General features: G+C 72.9%; 15 protein-coding genes and 1 pseudogene. 8 read left to right on the top strand and 8 right to left on the bottom strand.

Going from position 1 to position 20,652, the window contains the following annotated elements; translation table 11 throughout:
* The first annotated feature begins 45 nt into the window (after positions 1-45).
* From AB0M43_RS19395 to AB0M43_RS19405, 3 genes are all read left to right on the top strand, one after another.
* The gene (locus AB0M43_RS19395; RefSeq protein ID WP_363726472.1) at positions 46-702 is read left to right on the top strand and encodes an amino acid ABC transporter permease; all 657 of its coding nucleotides are present in this window, start codon (positions 46-48) and stop codon (positions 700-702) included.
* The gene (locus AB0M43_RS19400; RefSeq protein ID WP_363726474.1) at positions 699-1,511 is read left to right on the top strand and encodes an amino acid ABC transporter permease; all 813 of its coding nucleotides are present in this window, start codon (positions 699-701) and stop codon (positions 1,509-1,511) included. The genes AB0M43_RS19395 and AB0M43_RS19400 overlap by 4 nt, the downstream gene beginning before the upstream one ends.
* A gap of 94 nt (positions 1,512-1,605) precedes the next feature.
* A complete protein-coding gene (locus AB0M43_RS19405; RefSeq protein ID WP_363726476.1) occupies positions 1,606-1,947 on the top strand; it encodes a hypothetical protein in 342 nt (113 codons plus the stop codon).
* 46 nt (positions 1,948-1,993) lie between these two features.
* Here the strand turns inward: AB0M43_RS19405 and AB0M43_RS19410 are convergent, their stop codons facing one another.
* Together AB0M43_RS19410 and AB0M43_RS19415 are read right to left on the bottom strand one after the other, a co-directional pair.
* Positions 1,994-2,989, bottom strand: a complete 996-nt coding sequence (locus tag AB0M43_RS19410) for a TAXI family TRAP transporter solute-binding subunit (RefSeq protein ID WP_363726478.1) — start codon at positions 2,987-2,989, stop codon at positions 1,994-1,996.
* Positions 2,986-4,998, bottom strand: a complete 2,013-nt coding sequence (locus AB0M43_RS19415; RefSeq protein ID WP_363726480.1) for a TRAP transporter fused permease subunit — start codon at positions 4,996-4,998, stop codon at positions 2,986-2,988. The genes AB0M43_RS19410 and AB0M43_RS19415 overlap by 4 nt, the downstream gene beginning before the upstream one ends.
* Before the next feature lie 85 nt (positions 4,999-5,083).
* Between AB0M43_RS19415 and AB0M43_RS19420 the strand changes: the two genes are divergently transcribed.
* The 3 genes from AB0M43_RS19420 to AB0M43_RS19430 are packed head-to-tail and all read left to right on the top strand — an operon-like array spanning position 5,084 to position 8,584.
* Positions 5,084-7,192, top strand: a complete 2,109-nt coding sequence (locus AB0M43_RS19420; RefSeq protein ID WP_363726482.1) for a nitrate- and nitrite sensing domain-containing protein — start codon at positions 5,084-5,086, stop codon at positions 7,190-7,192.
* Positions 7,185-7,571, top strand: a complete 387-nt coding sequence (locus AB0M43_RS19425) for a roadblock/LC7 domain-containing protein (RefSeq protein ID WP_363726484.1) — start codon at positions 7,185-7,187, stop codon at positions 7,569-7,571. The genes AB0M43_RS19420 and AB0M43_RS19425 overlap by 8 nt, the downstream gene beginning before the upstream one ends.
* A complete protein-coding gene (locus tag AB0M43_RS19430) occupies positions 7,568-8,584 on the top strand; it encodes a TAXI family TRAP transporter solute-binding subunit (protein ID WP_363726486.1) in 1,017 nt (338 codons plus the stop codon). Before AB0M43_RS19425 ends, AB0M43_RS19430 begins: the two co-directional genes overlap by 4 nt.
* Positions 8,585-8,743: 159 nt before the next feature.
* Here the strand turns inward: AB0M43_RS19430 and rny are convergent, their stop codons facing one another.
* The 6 genes and pseudogenes from rny to AB0M43_RS19460 form a co-directional block, all read right to left on the bottom strand.
* Positions 8,744-10,642 (bottom strand): ribonuclease Y, encoded by a 1,899-nt coding sequence (gene rny / locus AB0M43_RS19435; RefSeq protein WP_363726488.1) that lies wholly within the window; start codon positions 10,640-10,642, stop codon positions 8,744-8,746.
* A gap of 519 nt (positions 10,643-11,161) precedes the next feature.
* Positions 11,162-11,758 (bottom strand): annotated as a pseudogene (locus AB0M43_RS19440) (regulatory protein RecX); the annotation flags it as partial.
* A 2,711-nt stretch (positions 11,759-14,469) separates the two neighbouring features.
* Positions 14,470-15,510, bottom strand: coding sequence for a recombinase RecA (recA, locus tag AB0M43_RS19445; protein WP_363726990.1), 1,041 nt, complete (start codon positions 15,508-15,510; stop codon positions 14,470-14,472).
* A 208-nt stretch (positions 15,511-15,718) separates the two neighbouring features.
* Entirely contained in the window at positions 15,719-15,919 is a 201-nt protein-coding gene (locus tag AB0M43_RS19450) for a DUF3046 domain-containing protein (RefSeq protein ID WP_363726490.1), read from the bottom strand.
* Positions 15,916-17,229, bottom strand: coding sequence for an MFS transporter (locus AB0M43_RS19455; protein WP_363726992.1), 1,314 nt, complete (start codon positions 17,227-17,229; stop codon positions 15,916-15,918). Before AB0M43_RS19455 ends, AB0M43_RS19450 begins: the two co-directional genes overlap by 4 nt.
* A 67-nt stretch (positions 17,230-17,296) precedes the next feature.
* Complete coding sequence (locus AB0M43_RS19460) at positions 17,297-18,622, bottom strand: aminotransferase class I/II-fold pyridoxal phosphate-dependent enzyme (protein WP_363726492.1); 1,326 nt, start codon at positions 18,620-18,622, stop codon at positions 17,297-17,299.
* A 34-nt stretch (positions 18,623-18,656) separates the two neighbouring features.
* On the opposite strand from AB0M43_RS19460, the gene AB0M43_RS19465 reads away from it, so the two are divergent.
* A complete protein-coding gene (locus tag AB0M43_RS19465) occupies positions 18,657-19,838 on the top strand; it encodes a bifunctional pyridoxamine 5'-phosphate oxidase family protein/GNAT family N-acetyltransferase (RefSeq protein WP_363726493.1) in 1,182 nt (393 codons plus the stop codon).
* Positions 19,839-20,576, top strand: coding sequence for a leucine efflux protein LeuE (leuE, locus tag AB0M43_RS19470; RefSeq protein WP_363726495.1), 738 nt, complete (start codon positions 19,839-19,841; stop codon positions 20,574-20,576).
* Positions 20,577-20,652: the final 76 nt, after the last annotated feature.

Below are 20,652 nucleotides of genomic sequence, written 5' to 3' on the forward strand. Positions count from 1 at the left end.
GGCCCGTGGCTCGTCCACGGGCCCCCACCTCCTCACGAGGGTGCGATGAACGCCTTTCTGCATACGCTGACCGACAACTGGGACATCTTCTCCCGGGGCTTCGTCAACACGATCAAGCTGTTCGTGGTGAGCGGGATCCTCGCCCTGATCCTCGGGACCCTGCTCGGTGCCGCGCGCGTCTCGCCGGTCCCGGCCCTGCGGGGCATCGGCACCGGCTACGTCAGCATCATCCGGAACACCCCGCTGACCCTCGTGTTCGCGTTCCTGGTGTTCGCCGCGCCCAAGGTCGGCCTGGAGGCGGACTTCCAGACGTCCGCGTACATCGCGCTCACCGTGTACACGGCGGCGTTCGTGTGCGAGACCCTGCGGTCGGGCATCAACACCGTGCCCGTCGGGCAGGCCGAGGCGGCCCGCGCGATCGGGATGACGTTCACCCAGGTCCTCACCATGATCGTGCTGCCCCAGGCGTTCCGCACGGTCGTGCCGCCGATGATCAGCGTGCTCAACGCGATGCTGAAGAACACCACGGTCGCCGCCGGGTTCTCGGTGGTCGAGGCCGGGGCGATCCAGCAGTACCTGTCGGAGCGCAGCGAGAACCAGATGTACGGCCTGGTCTGGGTCACCATCGGCTTCCTGATCCTGGTCGGCCCGATGATCGTCGCCCAGCGCTGGCTCGAGCGGAAATGGAAGGTCGCCCGGTGAGCTCCGTCCTCTACGACGTCCCCGGCCCACGCGCCCGGCGCCGCAACCTCATCCTGAGCGTCCTCGCCGTCGCGGCCGTCGTCGCCGCCATCGCCTGGGTCGTGTACCGGTTCTGGCAGACCGGGCAGTTCGAGTCGCTGAAGTGGCAGCAGTTCCAGTACACGGCGATCCAGGAGCAGTTGGCCGACGGCCTGCTCAACACGGTCAAGGCCGCCGCGACCGGCGCGGTGCTGGCCCTGCTGTTCGGCGGCTTCCTGGCGGGGCTGCGGATGACCGGGATCCGGGCGATCGAGGCGCCGGCCACGTTCGTCGTGGAGCTGTTCCGCGCCATCCCGCTGCTGATCCTGATCTTCTTCTTCTACTACGGCCCCCTGACGTACGGGCTGCACATCCCGAACTTCTGGGCCCTCGTGATCGGCCTGACCCTCTACAACGGGGCGGTCATCTCCGAGATCCTCCGGTCCGGGATCGCGTCCCTGCCGCGCGGCCAGTCCGAGGCGGGCCTCGCCATCGGCCTCGACCGGGGCCAGCTGTTCTGGCACATCCTGCTCCCCCAGGCCGTCCGCGCCATGCTGCCGTCGATCATCAGCCAGCTCGTGGTGCTCCTGAAGGACACGGCGCTCGGCTTCATCATCACGTACCCCGAGCTGCTGTACGTGGCCAAGCAGATGGGCAGCCGGCTGTCGTTCGACCTGCCGTACGTGCCGTCGTACCTGGTGGTCGCGGCCGTGTACATCGGGATGTGCTCGTTGCTCTCGTGGTTCGCGAACTGGCTGAGCAAGCGCGGCGCTCGGCGCCGGGCCCGTTAGGCCGGCGCTCGGGGCGGACAGCCGAAGACCTCGGCCTCTACAATGGCAGATGTCCATATTTAGATGGACGACTGTCACTCACGGGGAGTTTCGCATGCAGTTAACCAGGGCAATGCTGACCCTGGCCACGTCCGCCGCTCTCGCGGTGTCCGGGGCCGTCTTCGCGGACGCGCCGGGTGCGCTGGCCGACACGAACGCTGGCAACGGTTGCTGGAGCCACCACGAGTACTGGAACTCGAACGAGTGGGCCGGCACCGGCAGCGCCTTCTGCCCCTCCGGGGCGAACGTCTGGAACCGACTCGACATCCTGTGCTCCAACTCCAGCTCGGGCACGTACATGGTGGTCTCGGAGGTGCACCGCAGCGGCGAGTGGTACTCCAACACCTGCAACAGCGGTGACGTGGCACTCGATTCGAATCTGGCCTACTGGCCCTGATGGTCCCACGGCCCGGCTCCTCGGGGAGCCGGGCCGGTCCGTGGCTCTACTTGGGCGCGTTGAGTTTGTCCAGGGCCGCCGCCGAGCCCCGGTGCAGCGGCACCGGCTCGGTCCTGCGGGCCTTGTCCAGGGTGATCTCCTTGGCCGACGCGTTCACGAGCGCCAGCTTGTCCTTCGTGTCGAACAGCGTCTTCGTCAGCACACAGGCCAGTTCGGCGTCCACGTCGTTCTTCACCAGCAGCACGTTGGGTACGACCACGGCCGGGGTGTCCCCCTCGGTGCCGTACGCGGCGGCGGGGATGGGCGCGACGTCGTACACCGCGTTGACCTCCTTGAGCCCCGGGAGCAACGGGGTCACGTCCAGCAGTTTGTATTTCCCCTTGGCGCTGGCGAACAGGTCCTTGAGCCCGGCCGCGCCCAGCCCGCTGGAGTAGATCAGCCCGTCGACGCTGCCGTCCTTCATGCCCTCGACGGTCTTGCCGAGCTCCAGGCGCTGGGCCTTCACGTCACCGGTGGCCAGTCCGGCGGCCTTGAACAGCCGGTTGGCGATGACCTCGGTCCCGGAGTTCGGCGAGCCCGTCGAGATGGCCCGGCCCTTCATGTCGGCGATCGAGGAGATGCCGGCGTCGGCGCGTACCACGACCTGGGTGAAGTTGGGGTAGATCCGGGCCACGGCCGCGACCGGCTGCTTCTCCTTGAAGGGGCCGGTGCCGTTGACCGCGTCGGCGGCGGTGTCGGCGAGGGCGAACGCGAGCTGGTACTTGCCCTCGACCAGCTGGGTGATGTTCTGCACGGACGCGCCGGTCTCGGCCGCGCTGGCCTTCACCGTGCCGCCGGTGGCCTCCGTGATCTGGGTGGCGTAGGCGTTGCCGAGGGCGTAGTACACCCCGGTGGTGTTGCCGGTGGCGATGCCGATCCGGGTCTCCTGGCCCACCTTGCAGGCCACGTCCGCGCCGGTGTCCTTCTTCTCGGTGTGCCGCTGCCCCCCGCAACCGCCCACGACCAGGGTGAGCGCGATCAGGAGGGTGAGTTGGCGTTTCATGCGTGGGCCTTCCGTCGTCGGATCAGGTGCAGGAGCAGCGCGAGGACCGCGCAGGCCAGGCCGGCGCCGATGCTGGCCGGTTCGAGGTAGAGCAGGAACAGGGCCGCGGCGCCCGCGAGGACCCGTTCGACGGGGTGCGCGGGGCCGAGCAGCCAGCCGCCGGTGCACACGGCGAGGGCCGCCACGGCCAGGCAGGCCACCGCCGTGGCCCACAGGACGCCGAGGACGGGCCCCCGGGCGAGCAGGTACGAGCCGTGGTCGGTGAGCACGAACGCCAGCGGCGCGAGGAACGCCGGCAGCGCGTACTTCGCCGCCTGCCACATCGTCGGGATCACCCGCCCGCCGGTGATCGCGGCGGCGGCCACGGCTGCGAGGGCGGTCGGCGGGGTGACCTCGGACAGCACCGAGTAGTAGAAGACGAACATGGCCGCCTCGGGCTGGCTGACGCCCAGGGCGAGCAGCGCCGGCCCGATGATGACCCAGCCGATGATGAAGCTGGCGGTCACCGGCACTGCCAGGCCCAGCATCATCAGGGCGAGCGCGGCGAACACGGCGGTCAGGGCGAGGACGCCGGTCGGGTTGTCGGTGAGCGAGGCGGCACCCTTGACCAGCAGTTCCGCGAGCTGCGGGCCGAGCCCGGTCTTCGTGGTCACCGCCGTGACCACCCCGGCGGCGGCGCACACGGCGGCCACGGGGAGCACGCCCCGGGTACCCGTCGCGAGGGTCTCCCCCAGTCGCCGGGGGCCGATCCGGCGGGCCGGGTCGAGGAAGCTCAGGGCGAGGGCGAGCAGGGTGGCGTACACGACGGCGCGGGGGGCGGAGACGTCCAGGGCGAGGAAGGCGACGATCGCGAACAGCGAGGCGAAGTGGTACCCGGAGCGGGCCAGCAGCCGGCCCGCGCTCCGGCCGTCGAACGCGACCGGGCGGACCCCGAACCTGCGCGCGTCGATCTCGACGGCCAGGAGGATGCCCAGGTAGTACAGGAGGGTGGGGATCGTGGCCCAGAGCAGGACCTCCAGGTAGGACACCCGGAGGTACTCGGCGATGATGAAGGCCGCCGCGCCCAGGGTCGGCGGGGACAGGATCGCGCCCACCCCGGCCGCCGCGAGCATGCCGCCCGCGCTCTCCGCCGGGTAGCCGGCCCGGCGGAGGATGGGCCAGGTGACCGCGCCGACGCTGACGGCGGTGGCCGCGCCCGAGCCGGAGACCGTGCCGAGCAGGAAGCCGCTCGCGACGGCGGTCCGGCCGGGGGCCGTGCGGGACCGGCGGAACGCGGCCACGGACAGGTCGACGAAGAACGTCCCGGCGCCGGAGGAGTTGAGGACCGCGCCGTACAGGGTGAACAGCACGATGTAGCTGGCGCAGACGTCCAGCGGGGTGCCGTAGAAGCCGCTGGACGTGTTGTAGAGGGCGTCGACGATCTGGTCGAAGTCCATGCCCGCGTGCGCGATGGCCCAGCCCTGGGGCAGGAAGCCGCCGTAGTAGGCGTAGCCGAGGAACACCAGGCACACGGCCGGCAGCACCCAGCCGGTGGTCCGCCGGCAGCCCTCCAGGATCAGGACGAGCAGCAGGCCGCCCATCACCGTGTCGAGGACCGACAGCGAGCCCTGCCGGTCCAGGAAGGCGTCGAAGCCGGTCGCGACCGGGTACAGGCAGACCACGAACGCCGCCGCCGCCAGGGCGCCGTCGAGGAGGCGCGGGCCGGGGCCCCGGTAGCAGACGAAGACCAGCGGGAGGACGCCCGCGAGGAAGAGCATCAGGAAGTACTGGTTGCCCTGCGGCACCGGCAGGAACACCTGGGCCAGCACGAACACGGAGACCAGACCGGCCACTGTGGAGACGGCGATCCGGGTCGGGCCGGTCAGCCGCTCGGCCGGCCGCTCGTCCTCGAACCGCGCGGCGAGTTCGTCGACGTCCGCTCCGCCGGCGGGCAGCTTCCCTTGATCGTCTAAGGTCGATACGCTGTCTTCCGCGTCACCAGACGGACTCGGACTGTTATCGACGGACATAGCCGGCAAGAGTACTACAAGCAATCCATGGAGTGGCATCCATCGTTTACTGTGCTCGGTGGCGGGTATGAGGGGAGCTTCTTCGGTGCGCAGAGCGGCAGGGCCTCCGCGGCTACGCTCGATCCGGCTCCAGCTCCTGCTGCCGATCCTGATCTCCACCCTCGGCCTCGGCGCGCTCGGCACCCAGCAGACCGACACCGCGCTCGCGGCCGAGAACGACGCGGTCCGCGCCCGGGTGCTCGCCGGCACCGCCACCGCGACCGTCGGCCTGATCCACGAGCTCGAACGCGAGGTCGCCGAGACCGGCGCGCTCCGGCTGCGCAGCGGCAAGGTCGCCGACCAGATCCTGCTCGCCCAGCGCCGGCGCACCGACGCCGCCCTCGTGCGGTACCGGGCGGCCACCCAGCTCGACGTCCCCGAACTGTTCAGTCCCCTGACCACCGCGAGCAGCGCGCTCGCCGGGCTGCCGACCGCCCGGGGCCAGGCCCTCGGCCTGTCCGGCGAACAGCGGGTCGCCGACCAGTCCTACCGGTCCGTCGTCACCCTGCTCCTCGCGGTCGCCGAGGCCCTGCCCGCCCGGATCGACGACGCCGCGCTGGCCGGCCGCACGCGGGCGATCGCCGCGCTGGCCGCCGCCGGACACCTCGCCGCCGAGGAACGCGACCTGCTGCGCGGCGTCTTCACCCGGGGGGCGTACGCGCCGGGTGAGCTGTCCGCGCTCGCCACCCTCGTCGGGTCCGCCGAGGCGCGGCAGGCCGAGTTCTACCGGGTCGCCGACGACGCCGGCCGGGCCGCGTACGACCACACGGTCACCGGGTCCGATGTCGACATCGCCCGGGGGCTGCGGGACGACGCGCTCATGGGGGACCAGGACCCGGGCCGGCTCAGGATCGACCCCGACGCCTGGTACGTGGCGCAGACCCAACTGCTCCGCCGGCTGTACACGGTGCAGCTGGGGCTGGCCACGGAGCTCGACGACGCCGCGTACGCCCGCCAGGAGGCCGCCCGGCGGAGCACCGTCCTCGCGCTCGCCCTCACCGGGGCGGTCGCCGTGCTGTCCGTGCTCACCGCGCTCGTCCTGTCCGCCCGGACCGCCCGCCGGTTGCGCCGGCTGCGCCGCGCCGCGCTCAACGTCGCCAACCAGTCGCTGCCGGCCGCCATCGCCGCCGTGTCCGTCGCCACCGAGCCGGGTGTCGTCCGGGACACCCACCTGGCGGTCGCGGCGGCCACCGACACGTCCCTGGCCGCCGGGTTCGACGACGAGATCGGGCAGGTCGGCACCGCGTTCGGCACCCTGCACCGGCAGGCCCTGCGGCTCGCCGCCGACCAGGCCCTGCTCCGGATCGACGTCGCCGCGACCCTCGTCTCGCTGTCCCGGCGCGGCCAGGCCCTGATCAACCGGCAGCTCCAGCTCCTCGACGACCTCGAACGCACCGAGTCCGACCCGGACACCCTCGGCCAGCTGTTCGCCCTCGACCACCTGGCCGCCCGGATGCGCCGCAACGAGGAGAACCTGCTGCTCCTGGCCGGCGGCGAACCCGGCCGGCGGTTCTCGCACGTCGAACTGCTGGAGGACGTGGTCCGCGCGGCGGCGGCCGAGATCGAGGAGTACCCGAGGGTGGACACCTCCGACCTGGCCGGCCTCGCCATCGTCGGCGCGGCCGTCGGCGACCTCGTCCACCTCCTCGCCGAACTCCTGGAGAACGCGGCCACCTTCTCCCCGCCCGACAGCCGGGTCTCCGTCACCGCCCGGCACTCCATCGACGGCCTGGACATCACCATCTACGACCAGGGCATCGGCATCCCCGACGCGGGCCTGGACGAGGTCAACGCCCGGCTCGCCCAACCCGCGGCCCTCACGGCGGCGCTCGCCGGCACCATGGGCCTGCTCGTGGTGGCCCGGCTCGCCGCCCGGCAGGGCATCGAGGTCACGCTGCGCAGCCACACCGGCAACGGCACCGCCGCCCTCGTCCGGCTGCCCAACACCCTGCTCGCGCCGGTCACGGGCCTGCGGCCCCGGACCGCGCCCTCCGGGGCCGTCGCCCGCGCCTTCCTCCGACCCCCCGAACCCGAACCCGACCCCACCGCCATCGACCCCGAGGAGATAAGGTCGCGGCTCTCCAGCCTGGCCATCGGCATCACCGCGGCGGCGGGCCACCTGTCACCCCACCCAGGAAGAGCGGACCTTGACTGATCGCCAGAATCTCGACTGGCTGCTGACCATCTTCGCCGAGCGGGTACCCGACATCGCCCACGTGCTGGTGGTGTCCGTCGACGGGCTCGCCCTGGCGACGTCCGCCGGTCTGCCCACCGACCAGACCGACCAGTTGGCCGCCGTCACCAGCGGCCTGACCAGCCTCACCCTCGGCGCGGCCCGGTTCCTGTCCGCCGGGCGGGTCCGGCAGTTCGTCGTCGACATGGACGGCGGGGTCCTGCTGCTGATGGCCATCGGGGACCGGGCGCACATCGCCGTCCTCGCCGCCCCCGGCTGCGACCTCGGCCAGATCGGCTACGAGACCGCGATGCTCGTCCAGCGGGTGGCCACGGCGCTCGCCCCGGAGGTCCGTTCGTGACCGGTCGGCGCGCCCCGCTCCCCGGGGGCCGCCGGTCCTCGGCCGGCACGGCGCTGACCGCCGTCTGCGGCCGTCGGACCCTCCTCCTCGGCGCCCTGGCCCTCGCCGGGTGCGCCGGACCCGGCTCCGCGCCCACCCGGCGCAGCCGCCAGCTCTTCGTGGCCACCGGCAACACCACCGGGGTGTACTACCAGCTCGGCGGCGGCCTGGCGGACCTGATCAGCCAGCACCTCCCCGGGTACGAGGCGACCGCCGAGCCGACCGGCGCGTCCGTGGAGAACATCCAGCGCGTGGTACGCGGCGACGCCGATCTGGCCTTCACGCTCGCCGACACCGCCGGGGACGCGGCCACCGGCAAGGGACCCTTCGAGGGCAGGCCGCAGCCGATCCGGGCCCTCGCCAAGCTGTACCTCAACTACACCCAGGTCATCGCGCGGACCGGCAGCGGGGTACGGAGCCTCGCCGACATGCGCGGCAAACGGATCTCCACCGGCAGCCCCCGGTCCGGTACCGAGGTGATCGCCCTGCGCCTGCTCGCCGCCGCCGGGATCGGCCCCGACGACATCACCGGGCAGCCGCTCTCCCTGCCGCAGACCGTCAAGGGCATGCTCACCGGCAGCACCGACGCCATGGTGTACTCCAGCGGCCTGCCCGCCAGCGGCATCACCGAACTCTTCGCGTCCGGCCCGGGGAAGGTCGAGTTCCTGTCCCCCACCGGGGTGCTGCCCCGGCTCAGCCAGCAGTACGGGGACGCGTACACGGGGGCGACCATTCCGCGCGGCGCGTACAACCTGCCGGCGGACGTGGCCACCATCGGGGTGCCGAACCTGCTCGTCGTCCGGGACACGATGCCCGAGGCGCTCGCCCACGACCTGGTGAAGCTGCTGTTCGACCGGCAGAAGGACCTGGCCAAGGTGCATCCGGAGGCCGGGAACATCGACCGGGCCACGGCCGGGTCGACCGCGCCGGTGCCGTTGCACGCGGGGGCGGCGCGGTTCCACGCTGGACGGTGAGGCCGGGGGCTGGCCGGAGACCCGGGGGCCGCGCGGGAGGTGGGTGCGCGGCAGAAGGGTCAGTCCGGGGTCGCCGTGCCCCGTGCTCGGACCGGGGTCGGCCGAGCTGATGCGCGACGGGCCGGTGACCGACTCGTAACCATCTAGCGGTTGAGGCTTTTATCTTGCTATTTCGCTGACCCGGGACTCGCGCACCACGGTCACCCGGATCTGGCCCGGGTAGGTCAGCTCGTCCTCGATCTGCTTGGCCACGTCGCGGGCCAGCACGGCCGCGCCGATGTCGTCCACGTCGTCGGGCCGGACCATCACCCGGATCTCGCGGCCCGCCTGCATCGCGAACACCCGCTCGACGCCGAGCTGGCCGCTGGCGATCTCCTCGATCCGCTCGAGGCGCTTCACGTAGACCTCGAGGCTCTCGCGGCGGGCACCCGGACGGCCGCCCGAACACGAGTCCGACGCCTGGGTCAGCACCGCCTCGATCGTCTGCGGCTGCACCTCGTTGTGGTGCGCCTCGATCGCGTGCACGACCTCCTCGGACTCCCCGAACCGCCGGGCCAGGTCCGCCCCGATCAGCGCGTGGCTGCCCTCCACCTCGTGGGTCAGCGCCTTGCCGATGTCGTGCAGGAACGCGCCCCGCTTGATCAACTCGGGGCGCAGGCCCAGCTCGGCGGCCATCAGACCCGCGATGTGCGCCGTCTCGACCAGGTGCTTGAGGACGTTCTGGCCGTAGGACGTGCGGTAGCGCAGCCGGCCCAGCAGCTCCACCAGCTCCGGGTGGATGTTCGTGATCCCGACCTCGACCAGGGCGTCCTCGGCGGCTCGCTGACACAGCTTCTCCACCTCGTACCGCGCCAGGTCGTGCACCTCCTCGATCCGGTGCGGGTGGATCCGGCCGTCCAGGACCAGCTTCTCCAGCGTGACCCGGCCGATCTCGCGGCGCACCGGGTCGAAGCACGACAGCAGCACCGCCTCCGGGGTGTCGTCGATGATCAGGTTGACCCCGGTCACCGACTCGAACGCCCGGATGTTGCGGCCCTCGCGGCCGATGATCCGGCCCTTCATCTCGTCACTCGGCAGGTGCAGCACGCTCACGACGCTCTCGGCCGTCTGCTCGCTGGCCACCCGCTGGATCGCCTCGACCACGATGTGCCGGGCCCGCTGCTCCGCCGTGTTGCGCGCGTCCGCCTCGATGTCGCGGATCAGCACCGCCGCCTCGCGCTTCGCCTGCACCTCGATCACGCCGACGAGCTCCGTCTTCGCCGCCTCGGCCGTCAGCCCCGCGATCCGGGACAGCTCCCGGCGGCGCTCCTCGTCGGCCTCCGCCAGCGCGACCTCCTGCTCGCCGACCTCGGTCTCCCGCGCCTCCAGATCGGCCTCCGCGACCGCGATCCGCCTGTCCCGGGCCGCGAGCCGCTCGGCCTCCTCGCCGAGCCGGCGCTCGCGCTCGTCCAACCGGTTGAGCCGCTGCTCCACGTCCGCCAGCCGCTCGGTGAGCTGCGCCGACCGCAACTCCACCACCTGCTCGGCCTCCCGGCGCGCCCGGGCCGCGACATCACCCGCCGCCTGCTCCGCCAGCGCCTGGGCCTGGGCCACCGTCCGCTCCGCCTCCCGGCGGGCCTTCTCCAGGACGCCCTCGGACTCCTGGCGGGCCTTCTCCACGGCGGTCTCGGACTCCCTGCGGGCCTTCCCGACCGCCGCCTCGGACTCCTGACGCGCCCGCTCCGTGACCCGCTCCGCCTCGACCCGACCCCGTTCGGCGGCCCGCTCGGCCTCCGCGGCGATCCGGGCGGCGTCCTCCTCGGCGCGGGTCCGCAACCGGGTCGCGACCTCGTCCGCCTCCACCCGGGCCGACTCGACCAGGCGGCGCGCGGCCGCCCTCGCCTCCGTCGTCTCCGCCTCCAGCAGGGCGCGGGCCTGCTCGGCCTCGGCGTCCGTGCGGGCCGTCCCCGGCGTTCCGGCCGACAGCCTGCCCACCATCCGGGCAAGGAGCACCAGGCCGACCACGACGATCAGGGCCAGGGCGGCGACCGCCCCCACCACTACCCCGACGGTCGTCATGGCCTCATCCTTCCGTGCACACCGGATCCGGCGCAGTCGCTGTGTCGAGAAGGTCCGGGCACGCCATGTGACCCGCCGGACCGGACTGCGTAGGGCAGCACGAATGACGGGCGCCGCACGCTGATCGTGCCACGCCAAGGCTCGAGGTTCGCGGTGGGGCGGACCTTGGTCTTGAAGTTGGGTGGGGCGTTCTCTATGGCGCGGATAACCCGCAGTACTCGGACGTTCTTCTCGTTGTTACTGCCGAGGCTAGGTCGAAATGGCTACTCCGGTCAAGAAACCATGATCAGGGCTGTTTCGATCATCAGACGGGTACGGCGGGCGGGCCGTCGGGTGCCGGTCGGATCCGGGAGGGTCGGGGCGGGATATCCAGCTGGGTCAGCGTGTGGGGTGTGCATATTGGGGCGGGTCGAGGGCGAGTTCAGACCACGACGCGTGGCAGCTTGCCCGGGGCTCGCCCCGCGACGCGGCGGTCCGACCGGCGGTCTGGACACCCGCCGGCTCCCGGGGCCCGGAGATTCAGAGATCCCCGAGGTGGCTGTCCTCCAGGGCGTCCGGATCGAAGTCCGCGTCCTGCCCGGCCTGCTCCATCGCCTCCTTCACCACCCGGAACGCCAACCCCGGCGGATACCCCTTCCGGGCCAGCGCGCCCACCACCTTGCGGAGCACCGCCTCGGGCGGCCCGCTCACCGACCGCATCCGCCGGGCCACGAACGCCCGCGCCGTGGCCTCCTCCGTCTCCGGGTCGAGCTCCTCCAACGCCTCGCCGATGGTGTCCGAGTCGACCCCTTTGCGCCGCAACTCCTGCCCGAGCGCCCGACGAGCCAGACCACGACCCTGATGACGGGTACTCACCCATGCCCGCGCGAACGCCGCGTCATCGATGAGCCCGACCTCGTCGTACCGGTCCAGGACAGCGGCGGCGGCCTCCTCCGGCACGCCACGCTTGGCCAGGGCGGCGGCCAGTTCCGAGCGGGTACGCGGCCGGTCGTTGAGCAGCCGCAGGCAGATCGCCCGGGCGGCCTGCTCCGGGTTCTTGGCGATCTCGGCGCGCGCGGCCTCGGCACGCTCGAGGGCTGCCTGGGCGCGTTCCTCCGGGGTCCTGCGGGGTCGGGGTTCCTTGGGTTTGCGCGGCTTGGGGTCCCGGGCACGGGGCTCCTTGGCCCGTGGCTCCTTGGCCCGTGACTCTGTGGGCCGACGCTCCCAGGCCCGGGGCTCCCATGCCGGGGTTTCCCGTGTCGCCCCGTCGCGGTCTCCGGCTCCGTGGGCGCTGCGGTCGCCGGCTTCGCGCGTGCGGCGGTTGCCGGTTTCGCGAATGCCGCGGGCGCTGGCTTCGTGGGTGCCGCGGGCGCTGGCTTCGTGGGTGCCGCGGGCGCTGGCTTCGTGGGTGCCGCAGTCGCTGGCTTCGTGGGTGCCGCAGTCGCTGGCTTCGTGGGTGCCGCGGTCGCCGGTGGAGTAGGTAGCCCTCGGCAGGACCGGGGCAGTGGCCGGGTCGAAGTCCGGGGACTCCTCGTGGCCGTGGGCGGCGGGATGCCAGTCCGGGACCGGCGCGGACTCCGCCCCGGACTTCGCCGCCGGGAACTGAGACCTGTCACGCCCGCCCCGCGCCACCCGGACCGGTGGCTCGACGTGCTGGGGCCCCGCCTCCGGCGACGCCGCCCCGTCGTGCGCCCACGGCGCCTCCGTGGCCAGGGACTCGTCGCGCCAGGAGTCCGCCTGGTCCGGGCGCACTTCCTGGCCGCCCCGGCGGTTCCGGGCTTCGCGCCCCGACCGGGCACGGGAACCCTCGTGGGAGTCCGGGGCTTCGGTGGGGTCCTGGGCGTCGGTGTGATCGGAGTCGGCGGCGCGGCTGCCGAAGGTCTGCCACGGGCCGGAGGAGGTGGTCCGCGGCTCGGCCTCGGCTCCGCTGGCCTTCTTCTTCGAGCCCAGTCCCCCGCCATGGGACAGGCCACCCCGACGGTCGCCGAAGGAGGACCTGGTGCCGAAGCCGGAGCGAGTGCCCTCCCCTGCACCGGAGCGGGCATCACCCCCGAAGCCGGAGCGGACGCCCCCCGAACCGGAGCGGGCGTCGCCCCCGTAAGTCGAGCGGGCGTCGCCCCCGAAGGTGGACCGGGCGTCACCCCCGTAGGCCGATCCGGCGTCGCCCTCGTAAATCGAGCGGGCGTCGCCCCCGAAGGTGGACCGGGCGTCACCCTCGTAGGCCGATCCGGCGTCGCCCCCGGAGGCCGATCGGGCACCACCCTCGTAGGCCGATCCGGCATCGCCCCCGGAGGTCGATCGGGCACCGTCCCCGAAGGTGGATCGGCTGCCGCCCCCGAACGGTCGCCGGGTCCGGCCGGGCGGACCGCCGGAGTCGTCGGCGGGTCCGGCCTGCGGGTCCCCATGGTCGGGCGGTGTCGCCCTGGCGGCACGGGACGAGCGGCGTCGGGAGCCCCGGCCGTCGGGCTCCAACGGCTGGTCGGACCAGGGCAGGACCCGGCCGGTCCCCCGGCGGATGCCGTCCGGCCCGGCGGGCGCGTCGGCGGCCGGGGACGGGAGGTCGGCGGCCCGCATGAGCCGAACCCCGTCGAGCGCCGGAATCACCGGGCCCGGGGAAACCGGGTCGGCGGCGCGGCCGGAGCTCTCCTTGGGGGCGGAGCCGACAGGACGGGCCTCCGCCACGCGGCTGGACGACTCCACGACATCACCAGCGCGGACGGGAAACTCCACGACTTCAGCGGAGACCGGCCCAGCCCGGCCCTGATCAACGGAGGGCTCGCTCCTGGTCGGAGCCACCTCGGAGCGCGCCTCGTCGACACGGCCGGACGGAGACCCGCTGTCCCGGACCGGAGGATGGGCCACCCGTGTGCGCACAACCGGGGGTAGTGCCTGCCCCGTCCTCGGGCGAGCCCGATCGGGGCGACCCGGGGGCTTCTCGGAGGGCGCCTCACCAGCAACGCCGCCGACCGGCCCACGCTCTCCCAGACCGTCATCAGCAGAACTCGCCGGACGGGCCGGAGGCACACCCCGCGTAGCCCGGTCAGGAGCCTGCCCGACCTCCGGAACCGGCTCCAGCAAGCCACCGGACTTCGGGCCCCGGTCGTGGGCGGAGGTGTCGATCAGGCCAGCGTCGCGAGCCGGATCAGCGGACGCCCGGCCCGGAACGACCTCGGGACCGGCCCGGTCGGGAACAACCTGAGGAGAACCGGCCCCGTCGGACACAGCCCGGTCGGGGGCCCCGTCAGGAGCAGCACGGTGAGAAACGGCCCGATCGGGAACAGTCAGGTCCGCATCGGAACCATCTGCTTGTTCCTGATCAGCCGGGCGATGATCCGCCTGCGGATGCCCCAGCCCGGCGAGAAGCCCCGGCCACGGATCCGGGGCGTCGACCACGTCACGCTCCCACCACCCCGCGCCGACCGGAGGCGCCCCGGCACGATCGGAAGTCGACCCGGCCCGGCCGGAAGACACCGGGCCGGAAGCCGACGGTCCGGCTACCGACGGTCCGGCTGCCGACGGGTCCGCTACCGGATCCGTCCGCAACGGGTCGAGCGCCCATGGATCGGACCCGACCGACGTGGGCGACACCGGGCCGGAGGACTCGGACCCGACCAACGTGGGCGGCACCCGGTCGGAGGACGAGGCAGGCCGACCCGGGTCCGGCGTCGGCGCGGGCCGCAGCGGGCCGGCCACCGGCGAGGTCGACCGCGAAGGATCGGCCACCGGCGGGATGGACGGCGCGGGCGCGCCCTCGTCGAGGGCGCGCCCGTCACCGTGCTTGTCCGCGGACGACACGGGATGGGACGACTCGGGGTGAGACGGCTCAGCGTCGTCGGGCCGGATCACGGTCAGAAGTCGACCGGCGGGGCCGCAACGGCGTCGGCGTCGAGGACCGCCCCGACACCCAGCTTCTCCTTGATCTTCTTCTCGATCTCGGCGGCCACGTCCGGGTTCTCGCGGAGGAAGTTCCGCGCGTTCTCCTTGCCCTGGCCGAGCTGGTCGCCGTCGTACGTGTACCACGCGCCGGACTTGCGGATGATGCTCTGCTCGACACCGACGTCGATGAGGGAGCCCTCGCGGCTGATGCCCTTGCCGTACATGATGTCGAACTCGGCCTGCTTGAACGGCGAGGCGACCTTGTTCTTGACGACCTTGACCCTGGTGCGGTTACCGACGACGTCGGTGCCGTCCTTGAGGCTCTCGATCCGGCGGATGTCGAGCCGGACGGAGGCGTAGAACTTGAGCGCCTTACCGCCGGTCGTGGTCTCCGGCGAGCCGAACATGACGCCGATCTTCTCGCGGAGCTGGTTGATGAAGATGGCGGTGGTGCCGGAGTTGCTCAGGGCACCGGTGATCTTCCGGAGGGCCTGGCTCATCAGGCGGGCCTGGAGGCCGACGTGACTGTCGCCCATCTCGCCCTCGATCTCGGCGCGCGGCACGAGGGCGGCGACGGAGTCGATGACGATCAGGTCGATCGCGCCGGAGCGGATCAGCATGTCGGTGATCTCGAGGGCCTGCTCGCCCGTGTCGGGCTGCGAGACCAGGAGGGCGTCGGTGTCGACGCCGAGCGCCTTCGCGTACTCCGGGTCGAGGGCGTGCTCCGCGTCGATGAACGCCGCGATGCCCCCGTTGGCCTGCGCGTTGGCGATCAGGTGCAGGGTGAGTGTGGTCTTACCGGAGGACTCCGGCCCGTAGATCTCGACGACCCGGCCGCGCGGGATGCCGCCGATCCCGAGGGCGATGTCCAGCGCGATGGAGCCGGTCTGGATCACCTCCATGGGCTGTGCCGTCCTGTCGCCCAGTCGCATGACCGAGCCCTTGCCGAACTGCTTGTCGATCTGTGCGAGGGCCAGATCGAGCGCCTTCTCACGGTCCGGACCTGCTGCCATCGCCGTCACCCCTGTAGTCGCCGTCTTCGCGGTCGCTCGCTTGTTCACGCTGACACCGTAGGCGGCGGGTCTGACATTTCTTCCCCCGACCCGCCTGCCACGAGTAAGCACATTAGCCGAACACGTGTTCTATTCAAGTCGCGACACGGGTATTGGTCCAGCGAGCCATACGAAAAGCTAACAAAAGGCACAGAAAAGTGGCACAAGATCAGCGAAGCTTGGCGGGTACCCGCTCGGGATAGGCCGCGCACACGGCCCGCCAGACGGTGATCGTGGCCACGCCGTGGGCCAGTGCCTCGCGGATCGTCAGGCCGCCGAGCTGGGAGAGGTTCTGGTCGGAGGCGACGCTGCCCGCGTACGTCGCGCCGAACACCTGCTCCAGCCGGTACCAGAAATCGGTCTGTCTCACCCGCCGACCCTAACAGCGGACCGCACCCGGAGCGCGAGGGCGAGGACCGGCACGGCGCACGCGGCGGCCAGGACGGCCAGCACCGGGAAGCCCGCGACCTGCACGACCACGCCGCCGAGCGCGCCGGCCCCCGCGCCGGACAGGCCCATCACGAGGTCGGACAGGCCCTGGGCGGCGGGGCGGCGGGTGACGGGTACGGACTCCACGAGCAGGGTCGAGCCGCCGATCATGGTGCAGGACCAGCCGAGGCCCAGGGTGAACAGGCCGGCGGCGAGTTGCGGGGTGCCGTGGTCGGCGGTGCCGGCGATGGCGCACGCGGCCAGGAGCAGGCCCAGTCCGGTGAGGATGACGGGGCGGCGGCCGAACCGGTCGGTGGCGAGGCCGACGAGGGGGCTCAGGGCGTACATGCCGGCGATGTGCAGGCTGAGGACGAGGCCGACGATGCTGAGGACGTCGCCGTGGTCGATGCCCGGGGTCTGGCCGATGTAGATCGGGGTCATGGACATCACGCCGACCATGACGAGGTGGCCGACGGCGGTGGCGGCGAGGCCGAGCCGGGCGGCGGGGATCTCCATGACCAGCCGGAACGCGGACCGCATCCCGAACCGGGGCTCGGCGGTGACCACCCCGCCCCGACCGCTCCCGTCCGCACCCGGGGCCGACCCGGCGGCCGGACCGCCCGGTGCAGACCCGGCGACCGGACCGGCCGGTGCCGCCCCGGCGTCCTGCGCGGCGGCCAGTCCCCGCGCCACCACCAGCGGATCCGGCCGCAGCAACCCCCAGATCAACAGCCCCGCCACCGCGAACGCCAACGCGCTGAACACGAACGGCCCGGCCAGTTCGGGCAGGTCGGCCCACGCCTTCCGCAGCAGCGCGTCCGCCGGCCGGGACAGGTTCGGCCCCGCGACGGAGCCGATCGTCGTGGCCCAGACGACGATGGACAGCTGCCAGCCGCGCCGGGCGGGCTCGGCGAGGTCGACGGCGGCGTACCGGGCCTGCAGGTTCGCGGCCGTGCTCCCGCCGAAGCAGAACATGCCGAGGAAGGCGAGCGGCCCGGACTCGGTGACGGCCGCCGCGACGACGAGGAGGGCGCCGAGCGCGCCGACGGCGTACCCCAGGAGAAGTCCTGGTCTTCGTCCTGATCTGTTCATCAGCCGGGTCATGGGGATGGCCATCAGGGCGCCGCCGACGACGGCCCCGCTCTGGGCGAGGCCGGACAGGCCGGGGCCGCCGGTGAGCCGGGCGGTCAGCAGGGCGCCCACCGCGATGCCGATCGCGACGCCCACCCCTCCGATCACGTTCGTGATCATGAGGAGGCGGAGGGTGCGGCGCTGGACCCGAGCGGTGTTCACGTCCCCGATCCTCGCACGGCCAAGATCAGACACTCCGACTCCCTGACGTCGGCGTGACGGCCGTCAGCACCGCGTCAGCCAGGGGTTCGACCTGGTCGTCGGGGAGCGCGCTGATCGTGATCCGGACCGCCGCCGGGCTCACCTGCCGGTAGGCCGCGCCGGCCGCCACGGCCCAGCCCGCGTCCCGGAGCCGGGTGACGGCCGTCGTCTCGTCCGGGACGGGCAGCCAGACGTTGATGCCGCTGCGCCCGTAGCCGTGCAGACCCCGGTCCGCGAGGGCCGCCAGGAGCCGGGCGCGGCGGGCGCGGTAGACGGCGCTGGTGTCGCGGACCAGGGCGGCGACCTCGGCGGAGTCCCACAGTTCCAGCACGGCGCGTTGCAGCAGCGTGGACACCCAGCCCGCGCCGAGCCGGAGCCGCCCGGACACCCGGCCGAGGGTCGCGGCGTCCCCGGCGACGACGGCGAGCCGCAGGTCGGGGCCGTAGGCCTTGGACACGGAGCGGACGTAGGCCCAGGCGGGGGTGACCCCGGCGAGCGGGTGCAGCGGCACGTCGTCCAGGTCGCCGCAGTGGTCGTCCTCGATGACCAGGACGTCGGCGTGCGCGGCGAGCAGCACCCGGAGCGCGGCGGAGCGTTCCGGGGTGAGGGCCGCGCCGGTCGGGTTGTGCGCGCGGGACGTGACCACGAGCGCGCGGATACCGGCCGCGAGGGCGGCGGCCAGCCCGTCGAGGGTCGGCCCGGCCTCGTCCACGGGCACCGGCACGATCCGCAGGCCCATCGCGGCGGCCAGGTCGAGCAGGTTGGCCCAGCCCGGGTCCTCGACGCCGATCGCGTCCCCGGGGCCCAGCGCCGCCCCGAGCAGGCGTTCGATCGCGTCGAGCGCGCCGCTGGTCGCCAGGATCTCCTCCCCGGCGATCCCGTCGAGGGCGAGCCGGTCGCCGGCCGCCGCCGCGAGTTCGGGCAGCACGCCCGCGTCCCGGTAGCTGACCGGGCGCGGGTCGATCCGGGCCAGGACGGGGCCGAGCCGGGGCACGAGCGCCAGGTTGGGCGAGCCGGAGGACAGATCGACGACATGGGCGGGTACCGGGAGCACGTGGCCCGCCCTGCCGCCCACCGCCGGCCGCTCCCGGACCCGGGTGCCGTTGCGCCCGGCGGTCTCGACGACCCCGCGCTGCCGGAGCGCCGCGTACGCCGAGGACACCGTCGCGGGGCTCACCCCCAGTTGGGCCGCGAGTCCCCGGATCGGCGGCAGGGGCGCGCCCACGGGCAGGGCCCCGGTGCGGATGCCGGCCTCGACGCTGGCCGCGATGGAGACGGCGCTGTCCCCGCTGAGCTGATAATGTACTGGCACAGTTGATAGATTGTACTAGAACAAAGGTGCCGCCATGACCCGGACCCTCCCCCTGCGCAAGTCGATCAGGTTCACCGAGGACCGCGAGCTCCTGCACCGGACCCTCGACGAGGCGCACGTCGCCCACCTCGGCCTCGTCGTGGACGGCGAGCCCCGCGTCCTGCCCATGTTCCACGTCCGGGTCGGCGAGCGGGTCTACGTGCACGGCTCGACCGGTGGCCGGTTCGCCCTGCACGGCCGCGACGCGGAGCTGCGGCTCTGCCTGTCGGTGACCGTGGTCGACGGCCTCGTGCTGGCCAAGTCCCAGTTCAACCACTCCGCCAACTACCGGTCCGTCATCGCGCACGGGATCGCCCGGGTCGTCACCGACCCGGCGGAGCGCGACCTGGCGTTCGCCGCGTTCATGGACAAGGTCGCCGTCGGCCGGTCCACCGACTCCCGGCCGCCCAGCCCCAAGGAACTCGCCCAGACCGTCCTCCTCGCCCTCGACCTGGACGAGGTCACGGTCAAGGCCCGCGCCGGCGGTCCGGTGAACGAACCCGAGGACGTCGACCTGCCGTACTGGTCCGGGGTCGTCCCGCTCGTCACCACCCGGCTCGCCGCCGTGTCCGAGACCGGGGAGGAGCCGCCCGCGTACCTGGCGGCCACCCCCTGGCACCACCCGGCGACGATGACCGGCACCCGGCTCCGGCTGGAGGCCCTGCACCCCGGGCACGCGGCGGACCTCTTCGAGGCTGGCGCGGACCCCGAGGTGTGGCCGTGGCTGTCCACCCCGCAGCCGAACACCGTCGAGGAGATGGCCGCCATCATCGACGGCGCGATCGCCGACCAGGAGCGGGTCGCGTGGGCCCAGATCGACCTGGCCACGGGCCGGGCCGTCGGCACCACCTCCTACTACCAGGTCGACCCGCGCAACCGGGCCGTCGCGATCGGGTACACCTGGCTGGGCAAGCCCTGGTGGCGGCGCGGCTTCAACGCCGAGTCCAAGCTGCTCATGCTCAGCCGGGCCTTCGACGAGCTGGGCGCGCTCAAGGTCACCTGGCACACGGACAATCGGAACACCCGCTCCCAGCAGGCCATCGAACGCCTCGGCGCGAAGCTGGAGGGTGTCATCCGTCACCACCGCGTCCGGCCGGACGGCACGCTCCGCGACACATACTGGTACGGCATGACGGCCGACGAGTGGCCCGAGGCGCGCACCCGGCTGGAGGGCTGAATGTTCGGCGTGACCGACCTGTGGACGTACGTCCTCGGCGCCTTCCTGATCATCCTGCTGCCGGGCCCCAACTCGCTGTACGTGCTGGCCACTGCCGCGCGGCACGGCATCCGGGCCGGGTATCGCGGGGCGGCCGGGGTGTTCGTCGGCGACACGGTGCTGATGGTGCTGTCGGCGGCCGGGGTCGCGTCGCTGTTGCAGGCGTATCCGGCGGCGTTCATGGCCGTGAAGTACGCCGGGGCCGCGTATCTGGCCTTCATGGGGCTGCGGATGGTGGTGGGGGCGGTGCGGTCGTGGCGCGCGCCGGCCGGGGTCGCGGGGGCCGATGCCGCCGCTCTCGGATCCGATGCCGTCGCACGGTCCGATGCCGGGACCGGGGCTGTCGCCGCCAGCGGGTCCGATGCCGCTGGCGGGGCCGTCGAGCCGGTCGGGGGCGCGCACCGGCCGTTCCGCCGGGCGCTCACGGTCAGCCTGCTGAACCCGAAGGCGATCCTGTTCTTCGTCTCCTTCTTCATCCAGTTCGTGGACCCGACCTACGCGCACCCGGCGCTGTCCTTCGTGGTGCTCGGCGCGATCGTGCAGGTGTTCAGCCTGGCGTACCTGAGCACCCTGATCTTCGGGGGCGTCCTGCTCGCGGCCCAGTTCCGCCGCCGGCGCCGGCTGTCCGCGCTGCTCGCGACCGGGGCGGGCGCCCTGTTCCTGGGCTTCAGCGCCAAGCTCGCCACGGCCTCGCTCTAAACCCCTTTTTCCGGGTACGCGGCCAGCCGCCCCGGTGTCGCACCCGGGGCACGTGGGAGCGCCCCGGCTCGCGGGA

The sequence above is a fragment of the Longispora sp. NPDC051575 genome, from assembly GCF_040681875.1.
Lineage (GTDB): Bacteria > Actinomycetota > Actinomycetes > Mycobacteriales > Micromonosporaceae > Longispora.